We start from the raw sequence: 24,767 nt of genomic DNA, 5'->3' as shown, positions 1-24,767 counted from the left end.
ATGGCAAAAGTACTATATAACGGTGATATTCAAGAGGCAGTTTTACAAGGAAAGAAAATCGCAGTAATCGGTTATGGCTCACAAGGTCATGCCCACGCTCTTAACTTAAAGGAAAGCGGCTTTGATGTTGTTGTTGGCTTACGCGGAGGTAAATCTTGGGATAAAGCAGTTGAAGATGGTGTGGAAGTAACATCTGTTGCAGAAGCAGCCCGTCAAGCAGACGTAGTGATGGTTCTTCTTCCAGACGAAATGCAGCCGAAGGTTTATGAAGAAAGCATTAAACCAAACCTTGAAGCCGGAAATGCATTAGTTTTTGCTCATGGCTTCAACGTACATTTTACACAAATCGTACCACCTGCAGATGTTGACGTATTCCTAGTTGCACCAAAAGGTCCAGGACACTTAGTACGTCGTACGTATACGGAAGGTGCCGGCGTCCCTGCCCTTTATGCAGTTTATCAGGATTACACAGGTCAAGCACGTGAACTTGCCCTTGCCTATGCAAAAGGTATTGGCTCTGCCCGTGCAGGTGTATTAGAAACTTCATTCCAAGAAGAAACAGAAACAGATCTATTCGGAGAGCAGGCTGTTCTTTGCGGCGGTACTACTGCCCTAATCAAAGCAGGCTTCGAAACTCTTGTAGAAGCTGGTTATCAGCCAGAAGTTGCTTACTTCGAGTGCTTACATGAATTGAAATTAATCGTTGACCTTTTATACGAAGGTGGCCTAGAAAATATGCGCTACTCTATCTCCGATACAGCTCAGTGGGGCGACTTTGTTTCAGGACCACGCGTTGTTAATGAAGATACAAAGGCCCGCATGAAAGAAGTATTAAAAGATATCCAAACAGGTGCATTTGCAAAAGGATGGATCCTTGAAAACCAAGCAAACCGTCCACAATTCAATGCCATTAACCGTGCCGAAAACAATCATCAAATCGAGGTAGTCGGACGTGAGCTTCGTGCCTTAATGCCATTTATTAAAAAACCAGTAAACCAAAAGAAAGAAGTGGTGGTAAATGGTTCACGTTAACATCTTTGATACAACCTTACGCGATGGCGAACAATCTCCTGGTGTAAATTTAAACCAGCTTGAAAAATTAGAAATTGCCAGACAGCTTGAGCGGTTTGGCGTAGATATTATGGAGGCCGGCTTTCCGGCTTCCTCTCAAGGCGATTTCGAAGCAGTAAAGGCCATTGCCAGAGCAATTAAAAACTCTTCCGTGACTGGCTTGGCCCGGGCAACAAAATCGGACATTGACATTGCGTGGGATGCCTTAAAAGATGCAGCCGAACCAAGATTACATGTTTTCATTGCTACCTCCCCTATCCATATGAAATATAAATTAATGAAAACTGAGGATGAAGTTGTTCAGACAGCTGTGGATATGGTTTCATACGCTAGACAAAGATTTCCGCATATTGAATGGTCTGCTGAAGATGCTTCCCGCTCAGATCTTGATTTTCTAGTCCGAATTATTACGAAAGTCATTGATGCCGGCGCAACCGTCATTAATCTTCCGGATACAGTAGGCTACACGACACCTGAGGAATATGGCCGCATGTTCCGTTACGTGAGGGAAAATGTTCCAAATATTCATAAGGCAGCCTTATCGTGCCATTGTCACGATGACTTAGGGATGGCCGTTGCCAACTCACTTGCAGCGATTGAAAATGGCGTTACACAAGTAGAAGGTACCATTAATGGTATTGGTGAACGGGCAGGTAATGCTTCTTTAGAGGAAATTGCTGTTGCTTTAAATATTCGTAAGGATAAATATCCTTTCACTACTAATCTAGTTTTAAAAGAAATCAAACGCACCAGTGACTTGGTGAGCCGCTTTACCGGGATGAAGGTCCCTCCTAATAAAGCTGTTGTTGGAAAAAATGCCTTCGCGCATGAATCCGGCATACACCAGGATGGCGTCTTAAAAAATGCATTAACCTATGAAATTATTACACCTTCAATGGTTGGAGTCGGATCCAACGACCTTGTTCTTGGAAAGCATTCCGGCCGCCATGCCTTTAAAGACAAAATCGAGCAGTTGGGCTTTGAATTATCACAAGAAAAGCTTAACGATGCCTTTAAATCCTTCAAGCAATTGACAGATAGGAAAAAAGAAGTTACCGATGAGGATTTATTTACAATCTTAATGGATATTCAAACAGCTGCTATCGATGTGAAAAAATATGAGCTTGTCGCTTTCCAAGTCCAATACGCATCAGCAAACCTGCCTACTGCAACGGTTGCCCTTACGACTCCTGAAGGTATTCGTGCAGAAACAGCCCGAACTGGGTCTGGAAGCGTCGAAGCCCTTTTTAATACCCTAGAGGCACTTGTGAAAGAAGAAATACATTTAACTGATTTTAATTTAAGCTCAGTTGGACGTGGACGAGATGCTCTTGCAGAAGTCCATGTAAAAATGACTGTGAATGGAACGAATGTCAGCGGACGCGGCTCCGCGCAGGATGTGCTGGAGGCTTCCGCAAAAGCATTTTTGAACGCTGTTAACCGTGTATTTTTTAACCAAAAAGCTTTTATAAAAGAACCTGCAGCACTTTAAAAATCATAGCGCCTAATATTAGGCGCCCATCTTAAACCAAAAAAATGAGGAGGTTGCTTCTAATGAAAAAACAAATTGTCTTACTTCCCGGTGATGGTATCGGCAAGGAAGTTATTGAATCTGCGAAAGATGTATTAAATGCAATTGCTGAAGAATATAACCACTCTTTTAGCTTCGAAACCCATGAAATCGGAGGAGCAGCCATTGACCTTTACGGCACTCCACTTCCAGAATCAACCGTTGATGCCTGTAAGCTAGCCGACGCTGTTTTACTTGGTGCTGTAGGGGGTCCAAAATGGGATAACAACCCCTCACACTTACGTCCAGAAAGAGGCTTGCTTGGTATCCGAAAGGCACTGGATTTATTTGCAAACCTTCGTCCGATCAAAGGCTTTAAAAACCTGCTCCATACTTCACCATTAAAGGAAGAAGTAGTTTCAGGAAGCGACCTCCTTATCGTACGTGAATTAACTGGCGGCATTTACTTTGGGACTCCAAGTGAGCGTCGTGACAATGGCCAGACAGTGGTTGATACGCTTGCCTATAGCCGTACGGAGATTGAAAGAATAGTAGACAAAGCGTTTCAAGCAGCTCAAGGCCGCCGGGGCCGCCTTACCTCTGTAGATAAAGCAAACGTGCTTGAATCCAGCAAGCTATGGCGGGAAATTGTTGAAGAGAAAAAGGCTCAGTATCCTGAAGTTGCCGTTGAACATGTTTTAGTTGATGCTGCAGCCATGAAGCTGATTACAAATCCTTCACATTTCGATGTTATTGTGACTGAGAATATGTTTGGAGATATCCTTAGTGATGAGGCTTCTGTATTGACCGGTTCACTTGGCATGCTCCCTTCTGCCAGCTTGAATGAATCCGGAGTCGGCCTATACGAACCTGTTCATGGTTCAGCACCGGATATTGCTGGAAAAGGTATTGCCAACCCAGTTGCGATGATTTTATCTGCTGCCTTAATGCTTAGATATTCTTTCAAGCTGGATGATGAGGCAAAAATGATTGAGGACGCGGTTCAATCCGTACTTGATGCGGGCTTCCATACAGCCGACCTGCAAATTGCTGAAGGACGCAAAGTAGGAACTGCTGAAATGACTCGTCTGGTTGTGGATTATATCAAATCTCAAAGTCCTTCAAAATGTATCATGAGCTGTTACGTTTAAAAAGCATTTGCGGAAACCGCCAGGCTCTCGATAATGAGCTGGCGGTTTCCTTCTAGAATTAAAAACTATTAATGTGAGGAAGGAAGCTATGCAAACACCAAAAAATATTATCCAAAAAATTTGGGAACAGCATGTTGTATATCAAGAAGAAGGAAAGCCGGATTTGCTATATATTGATTTGCATCTCGTTCATGAAGTAACCTCTCCTCAGGCATTCGAGGGCTTACGAATGAATGGCCGAAAAGTGCGCCGCCCAGACCTAACGTTTGCGACGATGGATCACAACGTTCCAACCCGCCAGCGTCTTACTATCAACGATCCAGTTTCGAAAAAGCAAATCGATACCTTGCAGGAAAACTGTCAGGACTTCGGTGTACCACTCGCTGATATTCATCATCCAGACAACGGAATTGTCCATGTTATCGGTCCTGAGCTGGGACTTACTCAACCAGGAAAAACAATTGTCTGTGGTGACAGCCATACCTCTACTCACGGGGCATTCGGTGCACTAGCGTTTGGTATCGGCACAAGTGAAGTGGAACACGTTCTTGCGACGCAAACCCTTTGGCAGGCACCTCCGAAAACCCTTAATGTTAAAGTAAATGGAAAACTTGGGACAGGCGTTACAGCAAAGGATTTAATCCTTGCGATTATTGGAAAGTTTGGCGTGCAATTCGGAACCGGCTATGTAATGGAATACACTGGCGAAGCAATCCGTGCGCTTTCAATGGAAGAACGGATGACCGTCTGTAACATGTCAATCGAGGCTGGCGCAAGAGCAGGACTTATTACGCCGGATGAAACCACTTTTGAATACTTAAGAGACAGACGCCATGCTCCTCAAGGTGAGGAATTTGAAAAAGCAGTCGCCCGCTGGAAAGCACTTGCTACCGACGAAGGCGCCACTTATGATGCTGTTGTCGAAATTGAAGCGGCGGAAGTAGAACCGCAGGTAACATGGGGAACAAACCCAGGAATGTGTATTCCAATCACTGCAAATGTTCCTAGCCCAGATGAAACAGATAAACCAAGTCAAAAAGATGAAATTACCCGTGCCCTTCAGTATATGGGTCTTGAAGCTGGTCAGTCCATTTCAAGCGTTCAAATTGATCATGTTTTCATCGGGTCTTGTACAAATTCACGTCTAAGTGATTTACGTAAAGCCGCTGAAGTTGTCCGCGGACGTAAAGTTAACCCTTCAGTAAAAGCAATCGTTGTTCCAGGTTCATTCAGCGTCAAGCTTGCTGCGGAAAAAGAAGGAATTGATGCAGTCTTTAAAGAAGCAGGATTTGAGTGGCGTGAAGCTGGCTGCAGCATGTGCTTAGCGATGAATGACGATATCGTTCCTCCAGGCGGGCGCTGTGCTTCAACTTCTAACCGCAATTTTGAAGGCCGTCAAGGTAACGGAGCACGTACTCATCTCGTTAGTCCAGAAATGGCAGCTGCTGCAGCGGTTGCTGGACATTTTGTTGACGTCCGTCAATTTACTGCTCAGGAGGTTGGTTAAAAAATGGAACCATTACGCATTCATCAAGGCCTTGTTTGTCCTTTAAACAGAACCAATATTGATACAGACCAAATTATCCCGAAGCAGTTTTTGAAACGGATTGAGCGCAGCGGGTTTGGCCAATTCCTGTTCTACCACTGGCGCTTTGATGATAATGGCAATTTACGTGAGGATTTTCCTCTGAATGCCACGCAATACCAAGGTGCTTCCATTTTAGTAGCGGGCAATAATTTTGGCTGCGGCTCTTCCCGCGAACATGCTCCATGGGCTGTTCAGGATTTCGGTTTTAAGGTCATTATTGCTCCAAGCTATGCAGATATTTTTAAAAATAACTGCGTAAAAAATGGCATTCTTGCGATTCAAGCAAGTGAAGAGCAAGTCCAAACCGTTATGAAAAAGGCAGAATCTGAAGGTTATACCTTAACTGTTAATTTAGAAGACCAAGTTGTATATGACAACGAAGGCTATGAAATTAAATTCGATATTGCTCCCTACCCGAAACAAATGCTGCTTAACGGCTGGGATGAAATCGGTGTAACATTAAGCTACGAAGAAAAAATAAACGAATATGAGCTTGCGCATAAGTAAAAGAGCTTGGGCCACCAAGCTCTTTTTTTACTGGCCGGCAGCAGCAAGCTCCTGCATCATCAATTTCCTAAGTGTCTTGTTCCCACCGGCATTTTGACCAAAAGCATTTGAGTTAGGCCAATACAGATGTCTAAAGGAAACGCCATTGTTTAATTCTATTTCTAAAAAGGCTGGGTCCCCTTCAAAAGCATTTTTTTGTTGTAACACGTTATAATCCTCAATCTTTAATTTCAGCCATTCAGTTAAAAATAGTTCCTTTACTTCCTGAGAAAACGTATGGATTCGTCTGCCGTCCTCCGTACTTTCAATATGGATGTTTTTCACTAGATTCTTGATAGGATATAAATCCCCCAATGTTTTAGCTGACTTATTGTAATCAGCAATATATACTTTGTCATTAGCTAACACCATAAGAGACGCTGGGTATCCTTTTACAGCATAAATAGTGGTTCCTTCTTCCACATAGGCAGCATCACCATTTTTCATTTTATGATCACTGCAGGCTTTATCAGCCATTCTAAATTTTATCTCTCCTAATGGCTTTCCCTTTTCAATTTGCAAATGGATCCGCTCATCTGCTGGTTCAGGAAAATGGTGCTGATATTTAACATCATTATTCATTAAAAGGTCCACCCATTCAATGGCCCCATCAGGACAACCGATTGTCCGAATGCAGGAAGTTAATATCATTATTACATGCATTAGAATTGTCAATCTAGTCATCCAGTACAACTTCATCCCCCTCCCAAACGTCTTTTATGAATACATTCTCCATAAAATGGAATTAAACCTTTTCAAAAAGAAAAGAACCCCGATGTATTACATAAAAATGACCTTCAGGAAGTGCTATGGGACAAAAACACTCTAAAATACTACTTAAAAGTCCCATAGAAGGGCTCTATGGGACTAAAACATCCTAAAATACTACTGAAATGTCCCATAGGAGGGCTCTATGGGACAAAAGCATTCTAAAATACTACTTAAATGTCCCATAGTAGGGATCTATGGGACACAAACACTCTAAAATACTACTTAAATGTCCCATAGGAGGGCTCCATGGGACACAAACACTTTAAAATACTACTTAAATGTCCCATAGGAGGGCTCTATGGGACAAAAACTTCCAAAATCTCTACCGAAAAGTCCAATAGGATAAATTTAACGTTTTAATAAAGCTTATATTCTTTATGACCAGCTTGAAAAAATTAAAATTCCGGTAATCGACCTAAATTATTTTCTTTGATACCATCCGGCTCGCTGCGAATGATGTCTCTGCCATATTTATGAAAGACATCTACATGAGCAAGCTTGCCAGACTTTGCTTCATCCAGGGCAGTGATATAATCCAGCTCCCGCCCAGTGTTCGTCTTAAAGGCAATAATATCGCCATCGTCGTTTTTCCTTACGGCCACGAACTCTTCTTTTCCTTCATTATTCCCACCGTTCGCCTCAGCTTGAGCTTGCTGCTCGCTTTGCTGTTTATACTGTTCATAAATTTTTTCAAAATCCTTCTCTTCCATAAAAATTTCACCTCCGAACATTTGTTAGTATTTTTCTTTCCTTAAAATTTATCCCCTTCCTTGAACTAATATTGTTTGATCCGTTTGTTACAGGTTCGCTGATATTTTTCAACCTGCTGTTCTTCCTGCGCTTGTATCGTTGGTGAAATTAGGGTCATAATTATTTATGCCATAAAATAAAACGTATACGATTATTATAGGCTTACCCGTGGAGTGTGAAAAATGCTGGATTTAGATAAAAGTCATGATCCCAAAAAAAATGCTGACATATTGGCTAACTTTGTTGAAAGCCCTGCAACAGCGGTTCGAGAAACTGTTACTCTCTTTGAACAGATCAGGAAGAAGGTTTTACCCACTCAAAAAGTCCCTAATAAATCATTTTCTTTTGCAGGAGCTTTCTTTCGGCTATTTTCAAAACCAACTATACATTGCGAACCTTCTAAGCTTTTTGTCAAATCTGCCGGACAGGTTTATCCTGAATGGATGGAATTATTGCATAAAGAATTTGCCAGCTTAGAAAAGAATTTGGTTAATGAAGTAAATGTAATTGATTATGGGGCTGTTGGGGACGGAAAGACAGATTGTACGGCCGCTTTTCAGAAGGCAATTGGTAAGGGCCGCGTAAAAGTAATGGTTCCACCGGGAATCTTTATTACTAAGGGGATCCGCCTGCCGTCCTGGACGAGCTTGTTCGGTGCTGGAAAAGGTGTGACAACGATTAAGCTGCATGACGATGCTCCTAAAGGAACAAGGCTTATTACAAACGCCAATCATTGGCTTGGCAACCACCATCTTTTCGTTGGTTCATTGAGTTTGGAATGGAATGTAGAAAGACTTGGCGCCTCCCCCAAAACAAGTACTTGGGGTAATCATTCAAGCTGTTTAACCTATGCAAATGTAACCTATGGATGGGTGAAAGATGTGGAAGCCATCAATCCTGGTCTTCACTGTTTTGACATCTCCTCAACCTTGTACAATTATGCAGGAGACGGATTTCGTGCCAGGGGCAGAAGCAAGTATGTATGGCTTGATAATTTAAATGGCTATGGATTTGGTGATGACGGCATTACGACCCATCATAGTGATTATATTTTCATCTCGAACTCCCATATGTGCGATCCAAGTGGAAGAGCCCATCAGAAAGGATTTTCCAATTCAAATGGATTTGAAATCGACGATGGCTCACAGAATGTGTTACTCGTTAATAATTCTAGTTCCCGCTGTTTTGGCGGAGTAGAAATTAAGGCTCATGAAAATTCATCCGCGGCCTCCAATGTTCAGATTGTTGGACATATTTCTGTGAACGATAACCGTTCCTATAATTTTCGCCATATTGGTCACCACAAAAGCACGGATGCGGAATCGAAAACGGCCTTTAATATAATTGGAGTGAATCTCGTTTGTGCAGCTCCGATTTTTTCAGATTTATATAAGGATTCTACACCGCGAGGCTTGGTCGTTTCTGCTTATAAAAATGTCGTCATTAATCAGTTTACCTTGATTGGCGACCCGGATTATGACTACAAAGGAAACCCTGTCATTGCGATCCAATATCGTGCTAGAAATGTCTTTTTGAAAAACGTGGTGATGAGGGATTTTAAAAAGGCAGGAGCGGGAATTAAAGTATTCGGAGGAGAAAATCGAGCGGACAGTGTTCGGTTTTGTGACGTGGAGATAGAAAATTCCTCTCCTAAATCCATTGATGTCGGTGCAGGTATCCAAGATATTAAAATTGAAAACTCCAATTAAAAAAGCGTCAAAAACTATCGTTGACGCTTTTCTTCTTTTTCAATTGGAAGTTGGTCAACGAGCTTTTCGGCCGCTTTCCTATATAAATTACTCATATGAACAAGCGAGGATACCATGAGAACCTGCTCTAGGTACGGAGCAACATCGTCCAGCGCTTCCTTTACTTCAGTCTTTCGCTCCTGGAGATCCATTTTAAAGTCCCCGACATTTTTGCTGGTTAGATTTAAATAGCTATTATAAAAGGACTCTAAATTGATCTCTTCCTTGATAATTTTTTTATTGATACTATCAAGCAATATTTTAATATCGTTGATTGATAAAGCCCCTTTTAGCTGATAAATCAGACTGATTAAGATGAGATGTTCTTTTGAATATTTTTTATTTTTTATCGGAAAAATCAGCTTTCCTTTCGCATAGTTATTAATCATTGTTTTGGTAAGAACCTTTTCTTCGTCATTCCGCTTCGATTCAGCAAATTTATTTTCAAATAACTGAATGACTTGGTCCATGTATAAATCGATTTTTGGAATTTCCTCCAAAGTCAGACTCGTATCCAGGCCAAGCTGTTCGATAAGTTGATTGATATTTTCCATAATTTTAAAAACCCCGATCACATGCTTTATATTTTTCATTATACCTAATGAAATAAGCATTGACTAGATGATAATACATCAGTATCATTATATGTAGTTATCAAAACTACATGTTGTAATAGGAGGTATTCAAATGAACAATTATATTCGTGAACCAATCAATGGTTTGACCCATTTAGCGGGGGCTCTTTTGTCTTTTGTCGGACTGCTAGCGATGGTAATCAAAGCATCCATGTCATCACCTACGCCAATGACCATAGCTGCTGTTATTATTTTTGGCGTAAGTATGATATTGCTTTATTCCGCATCAGCAACCTACCACATGGTTATCGCCAGAGATAAAGTGATTGCCTTTTTAAGGCGGCTTGATCACTCGATGATTTTTGTCTTGATTGCGGGAACATATACGCCTTTTTGCTTCATTAGTTTGAACGGAAAAACCGGTGCGATTCTTTTTTCGATTATTTCTGCAGTAGCGATAAGCGGAGTAGTGTTTAAAATGGTTTGGTTTAATTGCCCCCGCTGGATTTCAACGGCACTCTATATCGCGATGGGCTGGATGATTGTGTTTGTTTTTTCGCCGCTTGCCGGCAGTTTAAATCCGTGGGGTTTATTTTTATTGGTGTTAGGCGGCATCTTCTATACAATTGGAGGCGTTATCTATGGGGCTAAGCCGAAGCTTTTGGAGTTTAAGCATGTAGGTTTTCATGAAATTTTTCATATTTTCATTTTGCTGGGCAGCCTAGCGCATTTTTTGTCTGTGTTTTTGTATGTGATATAATTTTATATAAATAATTCATGAGGGCAGTTTTCACTTTTTTATCATGAATTCTGACCTCATGAACCAACCGTATTTATTAAAACGCTTCAAATTCCAATTTTTTTGTTGTTTCAAGTGATATTATTTTTCCTTTTTCCAGTTGAATTGTTTTAGAAAATAGAGGACCGTCATAAACAAAAGTGTGATATTCTCCAGCTTCCCCCATTGGGCAGCTTTTGGTTTCCTGAATTTCCTTCACAAACGATGAATCAATTTTTCTTCCAAGCCATGATTCATCCAATACATCTTCTCTCACTCTAATCACAACTGCTTCGTAACCGGATTGTACGAAATCTTCAAGCGCCTGTAAGGAGTCTTCCTGCTTCATCCAAAGAGGATAGATAGATTCTATACCGGCAGCTTCAGCAACCTTTTCTCCCCACTCCCGATGGGGATCGAAATATAAATCTCCATATGCGATTCCGCTAAGTTCATATCGTTCTTTTAGATGTAATAGAGATCGTATAAAGTCATCCGTATAACTTTCAAACGAACATTCGATAAAATGAACAGGAATATTTAATGCTTTTCCTTGAAGGGTAATGATTTCTGTTTTTTCCCCGTGCCCAAACGTTCTGCCAATTTCTACGGGAACTGTGGTGAGTAAGCATGAGATCTCATGATCCTGCTCGATTAAATGGTGCAAAGCCATGCATCCATCCTTTCCACCGCTCCATGATAATGCAATCTTTTTATTCAAAATAACCATTTCCTATCTGTATTTTTCTATTAAGCTCTTCCTGCAAAACCTGGGCGTGATTGTACACTGGATCCTTTGCACCATAAAGTAGAGTTACTCTATTATTAGCGGAGGCATCAATAATTTGCTCTATCATTTGAAGCTTCTCTTTATCAGTACGGAGTTCATCAATATATTTACTGCGAAATTCGTCAAACAACTCAGGTTTATGACAAAACCATTTGCGAAGCTCAGGGCTTGGGGCAATATCCTTAAACCAATAGGTTAACTTCGCTGCTTCCTTTGATATTCCCCGCGGCCACACACGGTCAATCAAAATGCGGTGTCCATCCGTTTCATCAAATGGTTCATAAATTCTTTTTAAAAAAATTTCACTCACTAGTCCTCATCCTTTACATCTAAATCTTCTGGAATGGGTTCGCTTAATATTTCTTCTACGAGGTGTTTGTATTTTTCTATTTGTTTTAGATGGGTGTTGAATTGTTCTTTATAAATTAAATACTCGCTGCCGTCAAAGAGGGCGCGGATTTTCTTTTGCTGGATGAGAGTTTTGACAGTTGACTCAGGAATCGATAAATATTCTGCTGTCTCTTTTATGGTAAGGTACACTTTATTTACTCCCCTTTTATTAAGTCGATATGGTGGACGATTCGTCCTGCTCTTCCTTTAGTCGTATCTGCCTGCGATAGAGAATTTAAGATCGCCTCTTCCGCAGTTTCAGCAGCTGCTGCAAAGAGCTGGTTCATGATTGGATGGTCTTCACGAAGCTGTTTATGTATTTCCGTCACCTCATCCGAAAAATGCGCTATTTTATTAGCTGTTGAAAAAGCAATGACGATATCCCCGCTGCCGTGGCTAAAATGACTGCCTGTTCTGCCCAGGCCAATTCCACATCTTTTAGCTAAACGCAGCAATTGCCGGTCACTTAAAGGTGCATCTGTTGCCAGGATAATGATAATCGAACCATCGGAGGTTTCCGACAACCCTGCCTTATCGAGATAGCGAAACCTCAATAATTCTTCCTTTTTCCCAAAATTACTTAAGACAAGACATCCAATTGTATATTCACTTACAATTCTAGATGAAGACCCAATCCCGCCTTTATAGCCAAAGCAAATCATTCCTTTACCAGCACCGACGGCTCCTTCCTCAGCGACGTGTTCAGATGCATTCTGAATGGCATCGATTGCATGCTCAGGTTTTACAGGAAATAAGCGTATCGAATTTAAATAGCTGTCATTGCATTCTCCCACTACTATATTGATAGTCCCAGTGGTGTCGCCGACTTCGTGATTCTCCTTGAGCATATATTCGAGTGTTCCATGAGTCACGGCAGGAACCGCAAAGGTATTCGTCAACATTATCGGCGATTCAAGGACTCCCAATTCATTTACCTGCACAAGGCCTGTTGTTTTTCCGAATCCGTTAATTACATAGCTCGCAGCTGTTACTTTTTCTTTAAACAGATTGCCTTTGTGCGGTAGTATAGCTGTTACGCCAGTACATGCATATTCGTCACCAGCCGCATCCAGAGGAAAGTCCATTGTCACATGCCCAACCATTACACCCTCTACATCCGTAATACAGTTTTTTACACCTGCAGGCAACTTACCAATGGTGATTCCATTTTCCCTAACTTTCATTTTGAAAACCCCGGTCTATGATCGAGGAAATTTTGATAAGCAAATCCCCTTACTACTTCCTCATTATAATACTTTAAAAGTTCATTTATAAGATTTTGAGTTTTAGAGGCGTCTTCTAAATCGGTGATAAAGGTTGTGATTCCGTCGAAATCCGAACCTAACCCAATTTGCTTTACTCCTCCTAATGAGCAAAAATGATCGATATGTTTTATTAGATCGGTGATCGTTGCTTCACCAGTTTCTTTTACAAAAGGAGGATTGTAAACGACGTGGATCAAACCGCCTTTGCGAAACATGGCATCTGCCTGTTCGTCCGTTAAATTACGGAGATGATTGCAAAGCGCCCTGGAATTGGAGTGGCTCGCAATCGGGTATTGGGCGATTTCCATCACATCCCAAAAAGCTCGATCACTTAAATGGGAAACGTCTGTGAGCACCTGATGCTCATTATTTAAATCAACAATATCTTTTCCTAACAATGTCAATCCGCCGCCGCGTGGTTCACCGGCTCCATCCGCAGCTAAATTGGCATTGTTCCAGGTTAGACCAACAGAACGAACGCCAAGCTGGTACAAAATCCGCAGCTTCATAAGGTCGTTGCCAATCGCATCCACGCCCTCAAGCGTTAGCATCGCCCCAATCTGGCCAATTTTTAAACTATCAAAATCAGACCAATCTTTAATATGTATCATATCAGGGTTTTTCCCCAGAACTTCCTGATAAAAATAATCGATTTGTTCCAGTGCTACTTGGAATTTCTGATCAGATGGGATATCTGGATCGATAAAGATTGCAAAGCATTGAACCTTTATTTTTCCTTTTTGTAACCGGGTTTTGTTTGTTTCTAATTCTGGTGCATCCGCAAAACGCAATGTACCTTGGCCCTCTTGGAGTTTCAATAAGGCATCGCAATGCAGGTCAATTATGTTCATAGTTGGAGAACTCCTTTTTATTAAGAATTTTACCACATTGAAAAAAGCTAGAAATATCTCAATGAAAAAAAAATAAGCCGGCTTCCTTAAAAAAGGCACTGGCTTACATGAGCTGTTAATTTGTAGAGTTACCCCATTATTTTGTAGAATAATCTTTTAATTTTGTTGAATTCTTATTAAGAAGATACCGACATTAAATCATATAGCGTACAAGCAATAATTTTAGTAGCATCCAGCAAATCTTCTATTCGAATATTTTCGTCTGCCCGGTGTCCATTTGCCTCTTCTAACAATTTTGGGCCTACACCAAACATAATTGTTGGGATACCCTTCGCATAAAAATGGCGGGCATCAGCATAGATCGGAACCCCGTTGATTGATAATTGACCTTTCCCATTCATCAATAATTCCCAGTTCGCATTCAAGGCTGCGATTAACGGAGAATCTTCCGAAACCGGTCCAAAGCTTTCTGCATGGAGGATTTTCCGTATTTCTACTTTTAACCCTTCGATATGCGCAACTGCTTGATTCACAATTTCACAAAGCTCAACCTCAGCCAGTACTGCGTCCTCTCCCGGTATTAATCTTCGGTCAATCCTTATCTTGCACTCATCAGGCACCACATTGGTGTTAATCCCCCCTGATATGAGTCCCACCACCAATGTTGGATGATCAATACCCGGTACAGAGGATTTTTTCACTGTGAGTGTCTTACGATATTCGTATAGAGCGTTTAGGATTTGGGAAGTCGCTTCAATGGCATCAATACCTGTATGTGGAAGGGCAGCATGGGCAGATTTTCCGGTTGTCTTGATTTCAAAATGTAAGCAGCCATTGTGGGCATTAACAGCAGAATAGGTAAAGCCAGCGGCAATCGCTAAATCAGGCTTGATAACCGCTTGATCCAACAGCCATTTTGGCCCTATTTCTCCGCCTGTTTCTTCATCAAACGTAAATGCCAAGTCGACTTGCCCTGTTAATGGCTGCTGGACTTCAGCCAGTTTTAAGGCTTGGACTGCGAACGTATAAGCAGCAATATCAGATTTAGAAACAGCCACTCCACGACCATACATTTTCCCCTCAATAATCTCTGCTCCATACGGATTTACACTCCAGCCTAACCCCGGCGGCACTACATCACCATGTGCATTTAATACGATATTAGCACCCATCCCGCTGCCAAATCCAGATTTGGCAACGACATTGGCCAAACTAATCATCCCGTTCGCTTTTACCTCATCATCGTCTACCTTTAACAAAGTGACATCGTCAAATCCAAGTTCGCAAAGCTGCTCATGCAGGAGAGAAGCAATTGGATAACAGTCTCCAGCGGGATTATCCGAAGGAGTTTGCACTAATTTTTTTAAAAAATGGACCAGTTCATCTTCGTGCTCCTCAACCCACTTCACAATTCTTTCCTTGTCTTTATTCATAAAAGCACTCTCCTTACTACTTATAAGCTAACTGATGTAATATTTCGATTAATACGGCTAGACCTGTTTCTAATTCATTGTTCGAAGTATATTCCAGCGGGGAATGACTAATTCCTCCCTTACTGGGGACGAACAGTATAGTAGTCGGGCATATTCTCGCAAATAGCTGAGCATCGTGCCCTGCCCCGCTATGCATCATATGATAGCAAATATTGCGATTCGTGCAGATGTCCTGAATCATTTCATTTAACCTAACATCCATTTGCACTGGCTGGACCTCATGCCATTTTTCTATCTCTATATGCAGTCCCTTCTGCTTCGCAATTTCAATAAAACGGCCTGAAAATCGCTCGCAAAAGGAGTTTAAAACCGCCTCAGTTGGATGTCTGGCATCCACTGAAAATATGACTTGGTTCGGTATCACATTTGAAACATTCGGTTCTACCAAAAGCTGCCCCACCGTTGTGACGAGATTCTCATCGAATCCTTCAGCTAAGTTATATAAGTCATCAATCATGGCTGCTACACCACGCAGCGGATCTTTTCGCCATTTCATTAATGTCGTACCGGCATGGTTGGATTCCCCGTTTACCGTAATCATAAAACGCTTTTGCCCGACTATGGTTTGAACGATACCGATTGATTTTTGAAGCTTTTCTAAAGTAGGTCCTTGTTCAATATGTAATTCAACAAATCTATCGATATCAGTTCGTCTCAGGTAATCTTGATTGGCAAATCCAAAGCCCGCTTCCTTCATTGCTGACTCAAAGCTTGTGCCCTCAAAATCTTTTAAACCCTCAATATTTTGAAAGGTATAGACCCCCGTCATCATGCCGGAGCCAAAGCAGGCCAGCGGGAAGCGGCTCCCTTCCTCTTCACATAATGAGACGATTTCAAGATTCACCTTTGGCTCTCCAAATTGCTGTTTAAGATGGCTTAATGCAAGGATTCCCGCCAGGATCCCATAGGCTCCGTCATATTTACCTCCTGATGTGACCGAATCAACATGGGAACCAACGAGTATGGTCGGGCTCATTGAAATTCCACAAGACAATCTCCCAAACAAGTTTCCAATCGAATCATAATACGTTTGAAATCCGAGTTCATCCATCCATTCCTTTAGCGCCTGCTGAGCCTCTTTCCAAGCTTTGGAGTATAGGAGACGGGTAACCCCGCCGTCCGAATCTGCTCCAAATGAACTTAGCCATTCGATTGCTTCTGCCAGATTTGCGGGAACATGACTCATGACAATCTCTCCCTTGATTAGAGGCATAACCCAAATTTTTCTTTTTTGACTCCTTTTTGATCATCATAGATAACCTTGCCGCGTAAAATCGTTTTCTTAATTTTGAGGGAAAATTCCCCCTTTTCATAAGGGGAAAAAGGATTTCGAAACCCAAAGGATTTTTTATCAGCAATCGTGGTTTCATCGAGACGAATCAATACTAAATCTGCATCCAATCCCGGATGAATCCTCCCTTTTCTAGTGGCGATACCAAACCTTCCGGCTACATTAGAGGTACCTAAAGGCAAAATATGTTTCAGGTCAATCTTTCGCCTCTGAGCCTCATCCATTAAAGCAAGCCAAGTAAACTGAACCCCTTGGATTCCTCCCCACGCCTCCCAGATGGAAGAGGTCGATTTCATAGAAGCAAGACAAGGCGAATGATCGGAACCAATCGTATCGATTATGCCATTCTTAATGCAGTCCCATAAACCTTCCACCTCTTCCCGTGTTCTTAAAGGCGGCGCACATTTTAGGATTGCACCTCTTTCTATGAAATCCTCTTCATCAAAAATTAAGTAGTGTGGACATGTTTCAACCGTTACGTCCACACCGCTCTTCTTCGCTTGCTCGATAAGAAAGGCCACTTTTGCTGAACTAATGTGAACAATGTGAATAGCTGTTCCGTATTTTGCCGCCAATTCTAAAGCATGATTAACAGCTTTTTCTTCGGCAGATATTGGCCTGCTCGCGAGAAAGGCTCTCCTTTCATCCATCCCAGCACGATATTTATAAAAAGCAGTAAGTCTAGCAATCTCCTCATCCCATTCAGCATGGAGAGCGAGAATTTTATCGTGCTCCTTCGCCGCTTGCATGGCTTGCTTTAATCCATTCGGTGATACGAACTGAAAATCTTCGATCCCACTCTCACTCATAAACGCCTTCCAGGCGATAATCCCTTTGCTCATTTGTGCTAGTTCTGACCGTTTATCCAGGTTAATCTCGGTCATGCCCCCCCAAAGAGCATAATCAATATATGACAATGAAGTTAAATACTCTTTTTTATCAAGTAAATTCTGTAAGTTTGTTATAGATGGTGAACAATTAAGCGGCATATCAAAAATGGTGGTCGTTCCGCCCATAGCAGCAGCTCGGCTGCCCGTTTCTATTCCTTCCCAATCGGTCCTTCCAGGATCATTAAAATGGACATGTGCATCAATAAAACCAGGAACAACCAGACACCCGCCCGCATCAATACTATTTCCAATTGGCTCGGCTTTTTCTAGGGAGTCAATTTTTCCATCAATGATTTTGATATTTACCTCCCGGAAGCCTTCCTCAGTAAAGACAAGGCCATCTTTCACCCATAGCTCTTTCGTCATATGAACCTCCCTAACTCCCTCTATAGGTGCTGTAACCACCTGGTGATATCAACAGTGGTACATGATAGTGGGATGCAGGATCAGAAATACCAAAGCGAATAGGAACACAATCCAAAAACGAAGGATCACCAAGTGAAGTACCGCGATTTCGAAAATAATCTCCAACATGGAACCGAATTTCATAGATTCCTCTTTTCATAGACTCACCCGCTAGGAGCGGCTGGTTTAACCTGCCATCCTCGTTCGTGCTGCTTGTTTTTAAGCATTCAAAATGGTTATCTGAACCAGCTAGCCATAATTCCACCTGGACGCCATAAGCAGGCTTTCCAATGCTTATATCAAGTACATGGGTTGTCAGCCTACCGGTCATCCCTCTGACTCCTCAGCATTTTCCAAATCATCTTTTTTCATCGAGAAACGTTGAAAACCAAACGGCGGGCGGGGCTCAGTAAATACTTTTCCTTCTTCCGATGCTGGAATTTCGTCTAAGATCGTTTCCCATGTCCGATTATTGGATTCAAAGCAAACCTCCACTAATTGTGGGAAACGCTCCAGTATTCTTTTGCCAATACGATAGATAAGATTTTGGATAGAAGGTGAGTTTTCTTCGTGAAATACAGTATAAGCAATATCTCTCACTTGCTCAGCCGCAACATATCCTTCTGGTGTAAGTCCCCTGGCCGCATTCATGTCGTTGTAACGCCAATCGATATTCAAAAAGATAAAGAGCGGACGGTCAAAGGATTCTGGCAGTGTCGTATATTCATCCTTCACATAGCCAAAAAAGGAGCTGCCTCTCACCTTAATCAGCTTCAGACCCTTCAAGCTGCTCAAATTGTCTGTTGTGGTGATTCCGTCTTGGCAGCGTTCTACTTCAACTTGTGCACAGGCCTTTTCATTTAAGGAATAGCGAAATACTAAAGGACTAGGCTTAAATCCGCCCTTTGTTGGGACAGGAAGTTCATCAAAAGGAATTTGCTCACCGGAAATCTTAATGCCTGTCATTTGCGGATATTTTTCAAGAAAGCGATGGGCGACGAATTCCAAGAAACCCTCCTGCGTTGCTCCGTCATAATCCCCTGCATGCTTGAGAATAAAATTCTTCATGGAATCCGTTGCGACAACCAATGTGTTATCTCCATCTTTAAAAGAAGAAAGAAACGCGTCCCCCTCTACTGCTACTTTCACATTCATGCAAAAAAGAATATTACCGCGTCCTGTAAAGGATGATTCTGGAATCGACCGAATCTCAGTAAGCGGTTTAGCGTATGTTCGATAAACCCAAACAGCTTCTTTTCCATAACACATCATTCTCTGCATCTCTCTCATCCCCTTAATCAATCATATCGTTCAAGCGGAACCCTGCGATTTTATACACCTCATTCAATGCAGTAACACATTCAGCCTCAAAGCTATAGTCCACCCGTTCTTTCATGGCAGATAGGATAGTATCTTTGTTTTGTCCCTTCACTGCCATGATAAAAGGAAATCCAAATTTCATTACATATCTCTGGTTAAGTGCAGCAAATTCTTCATATTCATCCTTAGATAGTTTATCTAATCCAACTCGCATCTGCTCTTTTTGGGATACTTCCGATATTTTTAATCTTGTTCCTAAATCAGGATGGGCACGGAGAAGTGCCAATTGCAAGGATTCCTCGGCATTTTGCACAATCGACAACATCGTTTGGAAGAGATGATTGCGCGATTGAAACGGCTGACTCTCCCACGCTGCCTGCGCCACCCAGGGTGAATGCTCAAATATCCAGCCTAAAGTTTCCACGAAAACGTCCTTGTTCATTTGATTTATCTTTTCAATCGTTAGATTTCCGATATGGTTAACCTCCTTTTCTGTTAAACTTGCAATCGTCCATTCTAAGACCTGAAAGATGGTTTAATTAATATATAGTAGAAAGATGGGTTGGTTATGTTTGATTTTCCTCAAGATAAAAATAGAGAAATCCCCTCACAAAATTTGTAAGGGGATTTCTCTATTTTTATAAAACAACAGATTCCTGCTTATCCACTTTTTCTTGATAAAAGCGGTCAAGAAAATGTCCATTAAGGGAAGCCAGTATTTGTTGAAAAAGCATGCCAACGACAACAGGCACAGCCACCGCAGCCGGAAAAAAGGAAACAGCGATCACAGCCCCGGCGCTGATGTTTCGCATTCCGCCCGTGAAGGTCAGAGTAATAACCTTATTGCGGTCCTGCTTCAGCAAGCGCCCAATCAGAAAGGATAACAGATATCCAGATAGGGCGATAAAAAAGACGACCAAAATAATACTGATAAGTTTTAGATTAATATGTTTCAAATATGGCGCGACAACAGCCCCATTCAGCATCACGACAATGCCAATCGCGAGTTTTGAAAAAGGAGCGAGTTTGGAGCCCAATTGATCCTGTATTTTCCCTTTTGTCATCTGGTTTAAAAACATTCCAATTAGGGAGGGAAGAACGATCATTCCGAATAGCCCCTTCATGATACTGATGAAATCCATATCAATTTTCTGACCCACAAATAGGGACAAGGAGTACGGAACTAAAAACGGCGATAACAATGTATCTATCAATATAATCGATAAAACGAGCGGAATGTTTCCTTTGTAAATAGAAACCCAGATAAAGCTTGTGACACCTGTTGGGATTACCATTCCTAGAATGAGGCCGGTAATTGTGTAAACATCACCCCGGAAAGCGATATGACCGACTCCCCATGCCCATATTGGCATCAAAACATGAAGGGCAAGCATGGCTATAAAAATAGGAAATGGGTGGGTGATAACCTCTTTTAGCGATTTGAAATTGGAGCCTAAACTACCGGCAAATGTCATAAAGGCAAAAATCCAAGGAATCAAAAAGGAAAAATCCTTTAAATAAGTACTAAGCAATACTCCAGTTACAACGCCCGTCGGAGTAATGAATGGCATAACCTTTTCAAGTTGTTTATTTAATTTCTGCAGCATTTAGAGTCTCTCCATATCAGTCGTTTAGAGATTCCATATATTCCTTCCAAGCCGTTAGGCCGCCCTCTAAAACAATGACCTTAAATCCTCGGCCGTCTAAAATATTCGCACTTTTTGCGGCTGAGTTACCGGTTGTACAGGTGACAACAATCTCCCGGTCTTTTGGTAAGGATAAATGAAGATTCTCAGGTGTCTCTTCCATTGCAAATATATTCGTCTTAAGAATATTAACACTTTGAATTTGTGGTTCCTCTATATGAAATTCGTTATATTTCTCTTCCGCCCGTACATCCAGCAAAAGGACCTTTTCATTATCCTTTAATCTTTCATGCAGCTCTTTGGGCGATATTTTTTTTATCGACAACGAAAGCACCTCCACTAAAAGGATACCATAATTTTAAAAAATTGGATGCAGGTCTTTCGTAAATCGAAAAAAATTCAAGCCACCCCCTTTTCCGTCTCAGGTCTTAGAAGAAAATAATTCTCCGGTACATTGGGAGAAAACAAAGGATTTCTTATCATAGGTATAGAAGTGGTAAAAAAAAGGGGATGGAAAAAAATGAAAAGAATTTTGTTTCTATTAGTCGTCATTACCGGTTTATATATTCTCTTTAATCATTCTTGGCAATTCAGTGCTTTAAGTGCGAGTAAACAAGACGGGCAAGCGGCAGTTTCAACTGATACCAAGGTGATTAAGGTAGATGTGTCGAGCGTTAGTACGATCATTATTCCAGAGGACCGGGATGATTTAAAAGCTGTGTATACTGGAAAACAAAAGTTAAATATTCGGGAGAACGGAGACGAAGTACAAGTTTCGCTTAAAAGCAAATGGTTTGATTGGTTCAACTGGGGGCCATTTTCAGAAAAAAAGAAGCTGAAAATCTACATTCCTGAAGACTATAGCCAAAGCATGCAGATAGATTTAGGATCTGGCAATGTAAATTTTTCCGGATCCTCTAAAAATAAACCAATGAAATTGAATGAGTTATCCGTTGATATTGGTTCCGGGAACATGAAACTCAAGAATCTGAATGTGAACAAATTTAAGCAAGATGTTTCATCCGGAAATGTGGATATCGATTCCCTTAAAACGAAAACAGGTTCCTTTGATATATCTTCTGGTAATCTCGACATTACCCATTATACTGGTGCGGTGGAGGCGGATGTATCCTCTGGGGAGCTGAATATTCAAATCGATAAATTAGTCGATTCGATTAAACTTGACCTTAGCTCAGGGGAAGTGGGGCTCGATCTACCAAATAACGCTGATTTCACACTTAACGGGGATGTAAGCAGCGGAAATATTTCTTGTGACCTTCCATTAACATCGAAGGATCTCAATAATAAAAGTATCAAAGGCACCCATGGGTCCGGAAAATATAAGATTGACCTTGATGTCTCAAGCGGCAGCATTCATATTCGATAATACAATAAACGTTTGGGGGCAAAGAATCCCGAACGTTTTTTCATTCACCTAGATTCATCAGGAACCAATATCGCCTAAAATACATACCGTATATTGCCTTGGGTTTTTAACATGGGAAGGAGAGTTACAATGTTCCATAACCCTTTTCACTATCAAATTTATCCGCCAATGCCTGTCTACCCGGTATATGCCATGTACCCTCAATTACCACGAAGCTATCCTCCAGTGGATATAAAAATATTTTCACAATCTGTTCATTCGTTTCGTCTATTAATGGAACAAGGAAGTATTTTATTAGATCGTTTAGGCGACGCGAGTTTTGCCCAAAAAATGATGAGTGCTGCCCAGCAAGGTAAAAATGTTGAAGTCGATCGTTTAATAAAATCAATTGGACTGAAGGTCCCGGTCGCAGCCAAATATACGCCAACTGGAATAAACTTTATCCTAACAACTCAAACAAACCAAAACCAGCCGGCTAGCTGCTGCACCTTAACCGTGGCGATGAAATGGGGACGCTAACGAAATTAAATACATTCTTATAAAAAACCTGCAAGCAATGACAATTTCATCAGGCTGGCAGGTTTTTTTGAGTCTTTCGCATGTAAAAACCGCGTATGATAAACTAAGGTCAATCAATACCCATTGCTATCCATTTTATTGAAGAGGATGTTGCTATATGGATAAAAAGATGTTAACCAAAAGAATTGCAGTCGCTTCTGGAAGACAGCCGGCAGATACGGTCATTAAGAACGGAAAAATCGTCGATGTTTTTAACGGGGAAGTCATGTATGGAGACATCGCCATCGTGGACGGTTATTTTGCTGGAATCGGTGATTATACAGGAATTACAACTATTGATGCAAACGGCAGTTATGTCTGCCCCTCCTTCATTGATGGGCATGTTCATATCGAGTCCTCTATGTTAACACCAAAGGAATTTGCCAAAGTTCTTCTCCTGCATGGCGTAACGACTGTCATCGCAGACCCGCATGAAATCGCCAATGTCTCGGGTGTGGACGGCATTCAATACATACTAGACTCTACAGAACAGCTTCCGTTTGATTTTTTCATTATGCTGCCATCCTGCGTTCCGGCAACGAGTTTTGAACATGCAGGTGCTATTCTTCAAATGGAAGACCTCAAACCATTTTATCAACATCCTAGAGTCCTGGGCTTGGCGGAAGTAATGAATTTCCCGGCAGTCCTTAATGCAGAAAATTCTATGATGGAAAAACTAATTGAAACAAGAAATAACGAAAAAAAAATTGATGGCCATGCAGCGGGCTTAACCCCAAAGGACTTGAATGTCTATATGGCATCAGGTATCCGCACTGACCATGAATGCACCACGCTAGAAGAAGCGAAAGAACGGTTAAGAATAGGAATGTATTTGATGATTCGGGAAGGCACCGTTGCCAAGGATCTTGGGCAGCTCATCGGCGTCATAACTAACCGGAATTCCAGGCGCTGCTTATTCGTCACCGATGATAAGCATTTAGACGATCTATTGGATGAAGGAAGTATTGATCATAATGTGCGACTTGCAATTGGGGCAGGTATCCATCCTATTACGGCTATCCAAATGGCCACCATCAATGCAGCTGAATGCTTTGGCCTTGAGGAACGCGGTGCCATTGCCCCGGGGTATAAAGCTGATTTTTTAATCATGGACGACCTGGAAAGCGTCAAAATCACCCAGGTTTTTAAAAGTGGAACGGCCGTTGTTAAAGATGGAAAATTGATTAATTTCCCAGAAATAAGAAATAATAATGCGCCAGATTTACTTAAGTGTACCGTTAATTTTCAGGAATTAACAAAAGACCAATTCCAAATTCCCTTAAAAACGAAAAAGGCAAATATTATTGGAATTATCCCAAATAGCCTGATTACAAACCATCTAATTGAGGAAGTCGACCTGGACGATGCTGGGCTTTTTCAACCATCGATAAAGAATGACCAATTAAGGCTGGCTGTCATTGAACGGCACCATCTGACCAAGAACATCGGGCTGGGAATTGTTAAGGGCTTGGGGTTAAAAACAGGGGCGATAGCCACGACCATTGCCCATGATTCCCACAATCTCATCATTGCCGGAACCAATGATCAGGATATGCTTCTCGCCGCTCAAGTAATAAAGGAAATGCAGGGTGGACTTGTCGTCATTAAAGAGGGTCAAGTACTATCCAAGCTAAAGCTGCCAATTGCCGGCTTGATGTCAGAAGGTTCCTACCAAGAAGTAAATTCAGGATTATTCAGCACCAATCAAGCCTTAAAGGAAATAGGAGCGCACCATCACTTTAATCCATTTTTGACCTTATCTTTCCTCGCTCTGCCAGTGATTCCGGAATTAAAGCTGACTGACGGGGGATTATTTCAAGTATCTAAATTTCAACATATTAGCATAGAAGCATTAAAATAAAAGGCGATGTTAAATTCCATTGTTGCTTTTTAACACTGTTGATTGGAGCGGAAGACGCGAAGACTCCTCGAAAATGCTATCGAATTTCCTTCGTGCGTGGGCGGATTCGAGGATGCAATTCAATGTCCTGCA

The 24,767-nt window shown here is 41.5% G+C and carries 26 protein-coding genes; 10 read left to right on the top strand and 16 right to left on the bottom strand.

Features of this window, described 5'->3' with window-relative positions; all coding sequences use genetic code 11:
• The 5 genes from ilvC (at position 1) to leuD (ending at position 5,827) form a co-directional block, all read left to right on the top strand.
• On the top strand, positions 1-1,032 hold the full coding sequence (gene ilvC / locus ACIFOT_RS10555; RefSeq protein WP_430064448.1) for a ketol-acid reductoisomerase: 1,032 nt from the start codon (positions 1-3) through the stop codon (positions 1,030-1,032).
• On the top strand, positions 1,019-2,563 hold the full coding sequence (locus ACIFOT_RS10550; RefSeq protein ID WP_430064447.1) for a 2-isopropylmalate synthase: 1,545 nt from the start codon (positions 1,019-1,021) through the stop codon (positions 2,561-2,563). Before ilvC ends, ACIFOT_RS10550 begins: the two co-directional genes overlap by 14 nt.
• Before the next feature lie 62 nt (positions 2,564-2,625).
• Positions 2,626-3,732 (top strand): 3-isopropylmalate dehydrogenase, encoded by a 1,107-nt coding sequence (gene leuB / locus ACIFOT_RS10545; RefSeq protein WP_430064446.1) that lies wholly within the window; start codon positions 2,626-2,628, stop codon positions 3,730-3,732.
• Between the two features lie 88 nt (positions 3,733-3,820).
• Positions 3,821-5,239: a 3-isopropylmalate dehydratase large subunit gene (gene leuC, locus ACIFOT_RS10540; RefSeq protein WP_430064445.1), complete on the top strand. Its 1,419-nt coding sequence runs from the start codon at positions 3,821-3,823 to the stop codon at positions 5,237-5,239.
• 3 nt (positions 5,240-5,242) lie between these two features.
• On the top strand, positions 5,243-5,827 hold the full coding sequence (gene leuD, locus ACIFOT_RS10535) for a 3-isopropylmalate dehydratase small subunit (protein ID WP_430064444.1): 585 nt from the start codon (positions 5,243-5,245) through the stop codon (positions 5,825-5,827).
• A gap of 27 nt (positions 5,828-5,854) precedes the next feature.
• On the opposite strand, the gene ACIFOT_RS10530 is transcribed toward leuD, so the two are convergent.
• Both ACIFOT_RS10530 and ACIFOT_RS10525 read right to left on the bottom strand, forming a co-directional pair.
• Positions 5,855-6,550, bottom strand: a complete 696-nt coding sequence (locus ACIFOT_RS10530) for a hypothetical protein (protein ID WP_430064630.1) — start codon at positions 6,548-6,550, stop codon at positions 5,855-5,857.
• 482 nt (positions 6,551-7,032) lie between these two features.
• Positions 7,033-7,347, bottom strand: coding sequence for a DUF3892 domain-containing protein (locus ACIFOT_RS10525; protein ID WP_430064443.1), 315 nt, complete (start codon positions 7,345-7,347; stop codon positions 7,033-7,035).
• Between the two features lie 222 nt (positions 7,348-7,569).
• Here ACIFOT_RS10525 and ACIFOT_RS10520 point away from each other — a divergent pair, with 222 nt between their 5' ends.
• Positions 7,570-9,096, top strand: a complete 1,527-nt coding sequence (locus tag ACIFOT_RS10520) for a glycosyl hydrolase family 28-related protein (RefSeq protein ID WP_430064442.1) — start codon at positions 7,570-7,572, stop codon at positions 9,094-9,096.
• Between the two features lie 14 nt (positions 9,097-9,110).
• Here ACIFOT_RS10520 and ACIFOT_RS10515 read toward each other — a convergent pair whose 3' ends face one another.
• A complete protein-coding gene (locus ACIFOT_RS10515) occupies positions 9,111-9,689 on the bottom strand; it encodes a DUF1836 domain-containing protein (protein WP_430064441.1) in 579 nt (192 codons plus the stop codon).
• Positions 9,690-9,822: 133 nt separating this feature from the next.
• Between ACIFOT_RS10515 and trhA the strand changes: the two genes are divergently transcribed.
• A complete protein-coding gene (gene trhA, locus ACIFOT_RS10510; protein WP_430064440.1) occupies positions 9,823-10,470 on the top strand; it encodes a PAQR family membrane homeostasis protein TrhA in 648 nt (215 codons plus the stop codon).
• A 76-nt stretch (positions 10,471-10,546) separates the two neighbouring features.
• On the opposite strand, the gene ACIFOT_RS10505 is transcribed toward trhA, so the two are convergent.
• The 13 genes from ACIFOT_RS10505 to ACIFOT_RS10445 form a co-directional block, all read right to left on the bottom strand.
• Entirely contained in the window at positions 10,547-11,209 is a 663-nt protein-coding gene (locus ACIFOT_RS10505) for a diphthine--ammonia ligase (protein ID WP_430064439.1), read from the bottom strand.
• Entirely contained in the window at positions 11,202-11,588 is a 387-nt protein-coding gene (locus tag ACIFOT_RS10500; RefSeq protein ID WP_430064438.1) for a DUF488 domain-containing protein, read from the bottom strand. Before ACIFOT_RS10500 ends, ACIFOT_RS10505 begins: the two co-directional genes overlap by 8 nt.
• Positions 11,588-11,818, bottom strand: a complete 231-nt coding sequence (locus ACIFOT_RS10495; protein WP_430064437.1) for an excisionase family DNA-binding protein — start codon at positions 11,816-11,818, stop codon at positions 11,588-11,590. The genes ACIFOT_RS10500 and ACIFOT_RS10495 overlap by 1 nt, the downstream gene beginning before the upstream one ends.
• A 5-nt stretch (positions 11,819-11,823) precedes the next feature.
• A complete protein-coding gene (locus tag ACIFOT_RS10490) occupies positions 11,824-12,852 on the bottom strand; it encodes a P1 family peptidase (RefSeq protein ID WP_430064436.1) in 1,029 nt (342 codons plus the stop codon).
• A complete protein-coding gene (locus ACIFOT_RS10485; protein WP_430064435.1) occupies positions 12,849-13,784 on the bottom strand; it encodes a dipeptidase in 936 nt (311 codons plus the stop codon). Before ACIFOT_RS10485 ends, ACIFOT_RS10490 begins: the two co-directional genes overlap by 4 nt.
• A gap of 176 nt (positions 13,785-13,960) precedes the next feature.
• On the bottom strand, positions 13,961-15,217 hold the full coding sequence (locus ACIFOT_RS10480) for an ArgE/DapE family deacylase (RefSeq protein ID WP_430064434.1): 1,257 nt from the start codon (positions 15,215-15,217) through the stop codon (positions 13,961-13,963).
• Positions 15,218-15,233: 16 nt separating this feature from the next.
• Positions 15,234-16,463: a Zn-dependent hydrolase gene (locus ACIFOT_RS10475; protein ID WP_430064433.1), complete on the bottom strand. Its 1,230-nt coding sequence runs from the start codon at positions 16,461-16,463 to the stop codon at positions 15,234-15,236.
• A 17-nt stretch (positions 16,464-16,480) separates the two neighbouring features.
• Positions 16,481-17,824 (bottom strand): allantoinase AllB, encoded by a 1,344-nt coding sequence (gene allB, locus ACIFOT_RS10470; protein ID WP_430064432.1) that lies wholly within the window; start codon positions 17,822-17,824, stop codon positions 16,481-16,483.
• A 10-nt stretch (positions 17,825-17,834) separates the two neighbouring features.
• Complete coding sequence (uraH, locus tag ACIFOT_RS10465) at positions 17,835-18,194, bottom strand: hydroxyisourate hydrolase (RefSeq protein ID WP_430064431.1); 360 nt, start codon at positions 18,192-18,194, stop codon at positions 17,835-17,837.
• Positions 18,191-19,144, bottom strand: coding sequence for a factor-independent urate hydroxylase (gene pucL, locus ACIFOT_RS10460; protein WP_430064429.1), 954 nt, complete (start codon positions 19,142-19,144; stop codon positions 18,191-18,193). The genes uraH and pucL overlap by 4 nt, the downstream gene beginning before the upstream one ends.
• Positions 19,145-19,157: 13 nt before the next feature.
• Positions 19,158-19,625 carry a 2-oxo-4-hydroxy-4-carboxy-5-ureidoimidazoline decarboxylase gene (uraD, locus tag ACIFOT_RS10455; protein WP_430064427.1) on the bottom strand — a complete coding sequence of 156 codons (468 nt, stop codon included), beginning with the start codon at positions 19,623-19,625 and terminating at the stop codon, positions 19,158-19,160.
• A gap of 196 nt (positions 19,626-19,821) precedes the next feature.
• On the bottom strand, positions 19,822-20,790 hold the full coding sequence (locus tag ACIFOT_RS10450) for a bile acid:sodium symporter family protein (protein WP_430064425.1): 969 nt from the start codon (positions 20,788-20,790) through the stop codon (positions 19,822-19,824).
• 16 nt (positions 20,791-20,806) lie between these two features.
• The gene (locus ACIFOT_RS10445) at positions 20,807-21,163 is read right to left on the bottom strand and encodes a rhodanese-like domain-containing protein (protein ID WP_430064629.1); all 357 of its coding nucleotides are present in this window, start codon (positions 21,161-21,163) and stop codon (positions 20,807-20,809) included.
• A 186-nt stretch (positions 21,164-21,349) separates the two neighbouring features.
• Here ACIFOT_RS10445 and liaG point away from each other — a divergent pair, with 186 nt between their 5' ends.
• The 3 genes from liaG (at position 21,350) to ade (ending at position 24,635) form a co-directional block, all read left to right on the top strand.
• Entirely contained in the window at positions 21,350-22,216 is an 867-nt protein-coding gene (gene liaG / locus ACIFOT_RS10440) for a LiaG family protein (RefSeq protein WP_430064423.1), read from the top strand.
• 129 nt (positions 22,217-22,345) lie between these two features.
• Positions 22,346-22,735, top strand: a complete 390-nt coding sequence (locus ACIFOT_RS10435) for a hypothetical protein (protein ID WP_430064422.1) — start codon at positions 22,346-22,348, stop codon at positions 22,733-22,735.
• 157 nt (positions 22,736-22,892) lie between these two features.
• Positions 22,893-24,635, top strand: coding sequence for an adenine deaminase (gene ade, locus ACIFOT_RS10430; RefSeq protein WP_430064420.1), 1,743 nt, complete (start codon positions 22,893-22,895; stop codon positions 24,633-24,635).
• Positions 24,636-24,767 lie beyond the last annotated feature (132 nt).

The organism is Neobacillus sp. NRS-1170 (assembly GCF_050468025.1).
Note: the sequence above shows the minus strand (reverse complement) of the source record. Positions and strands in the feature narration are given on the sequence as shown.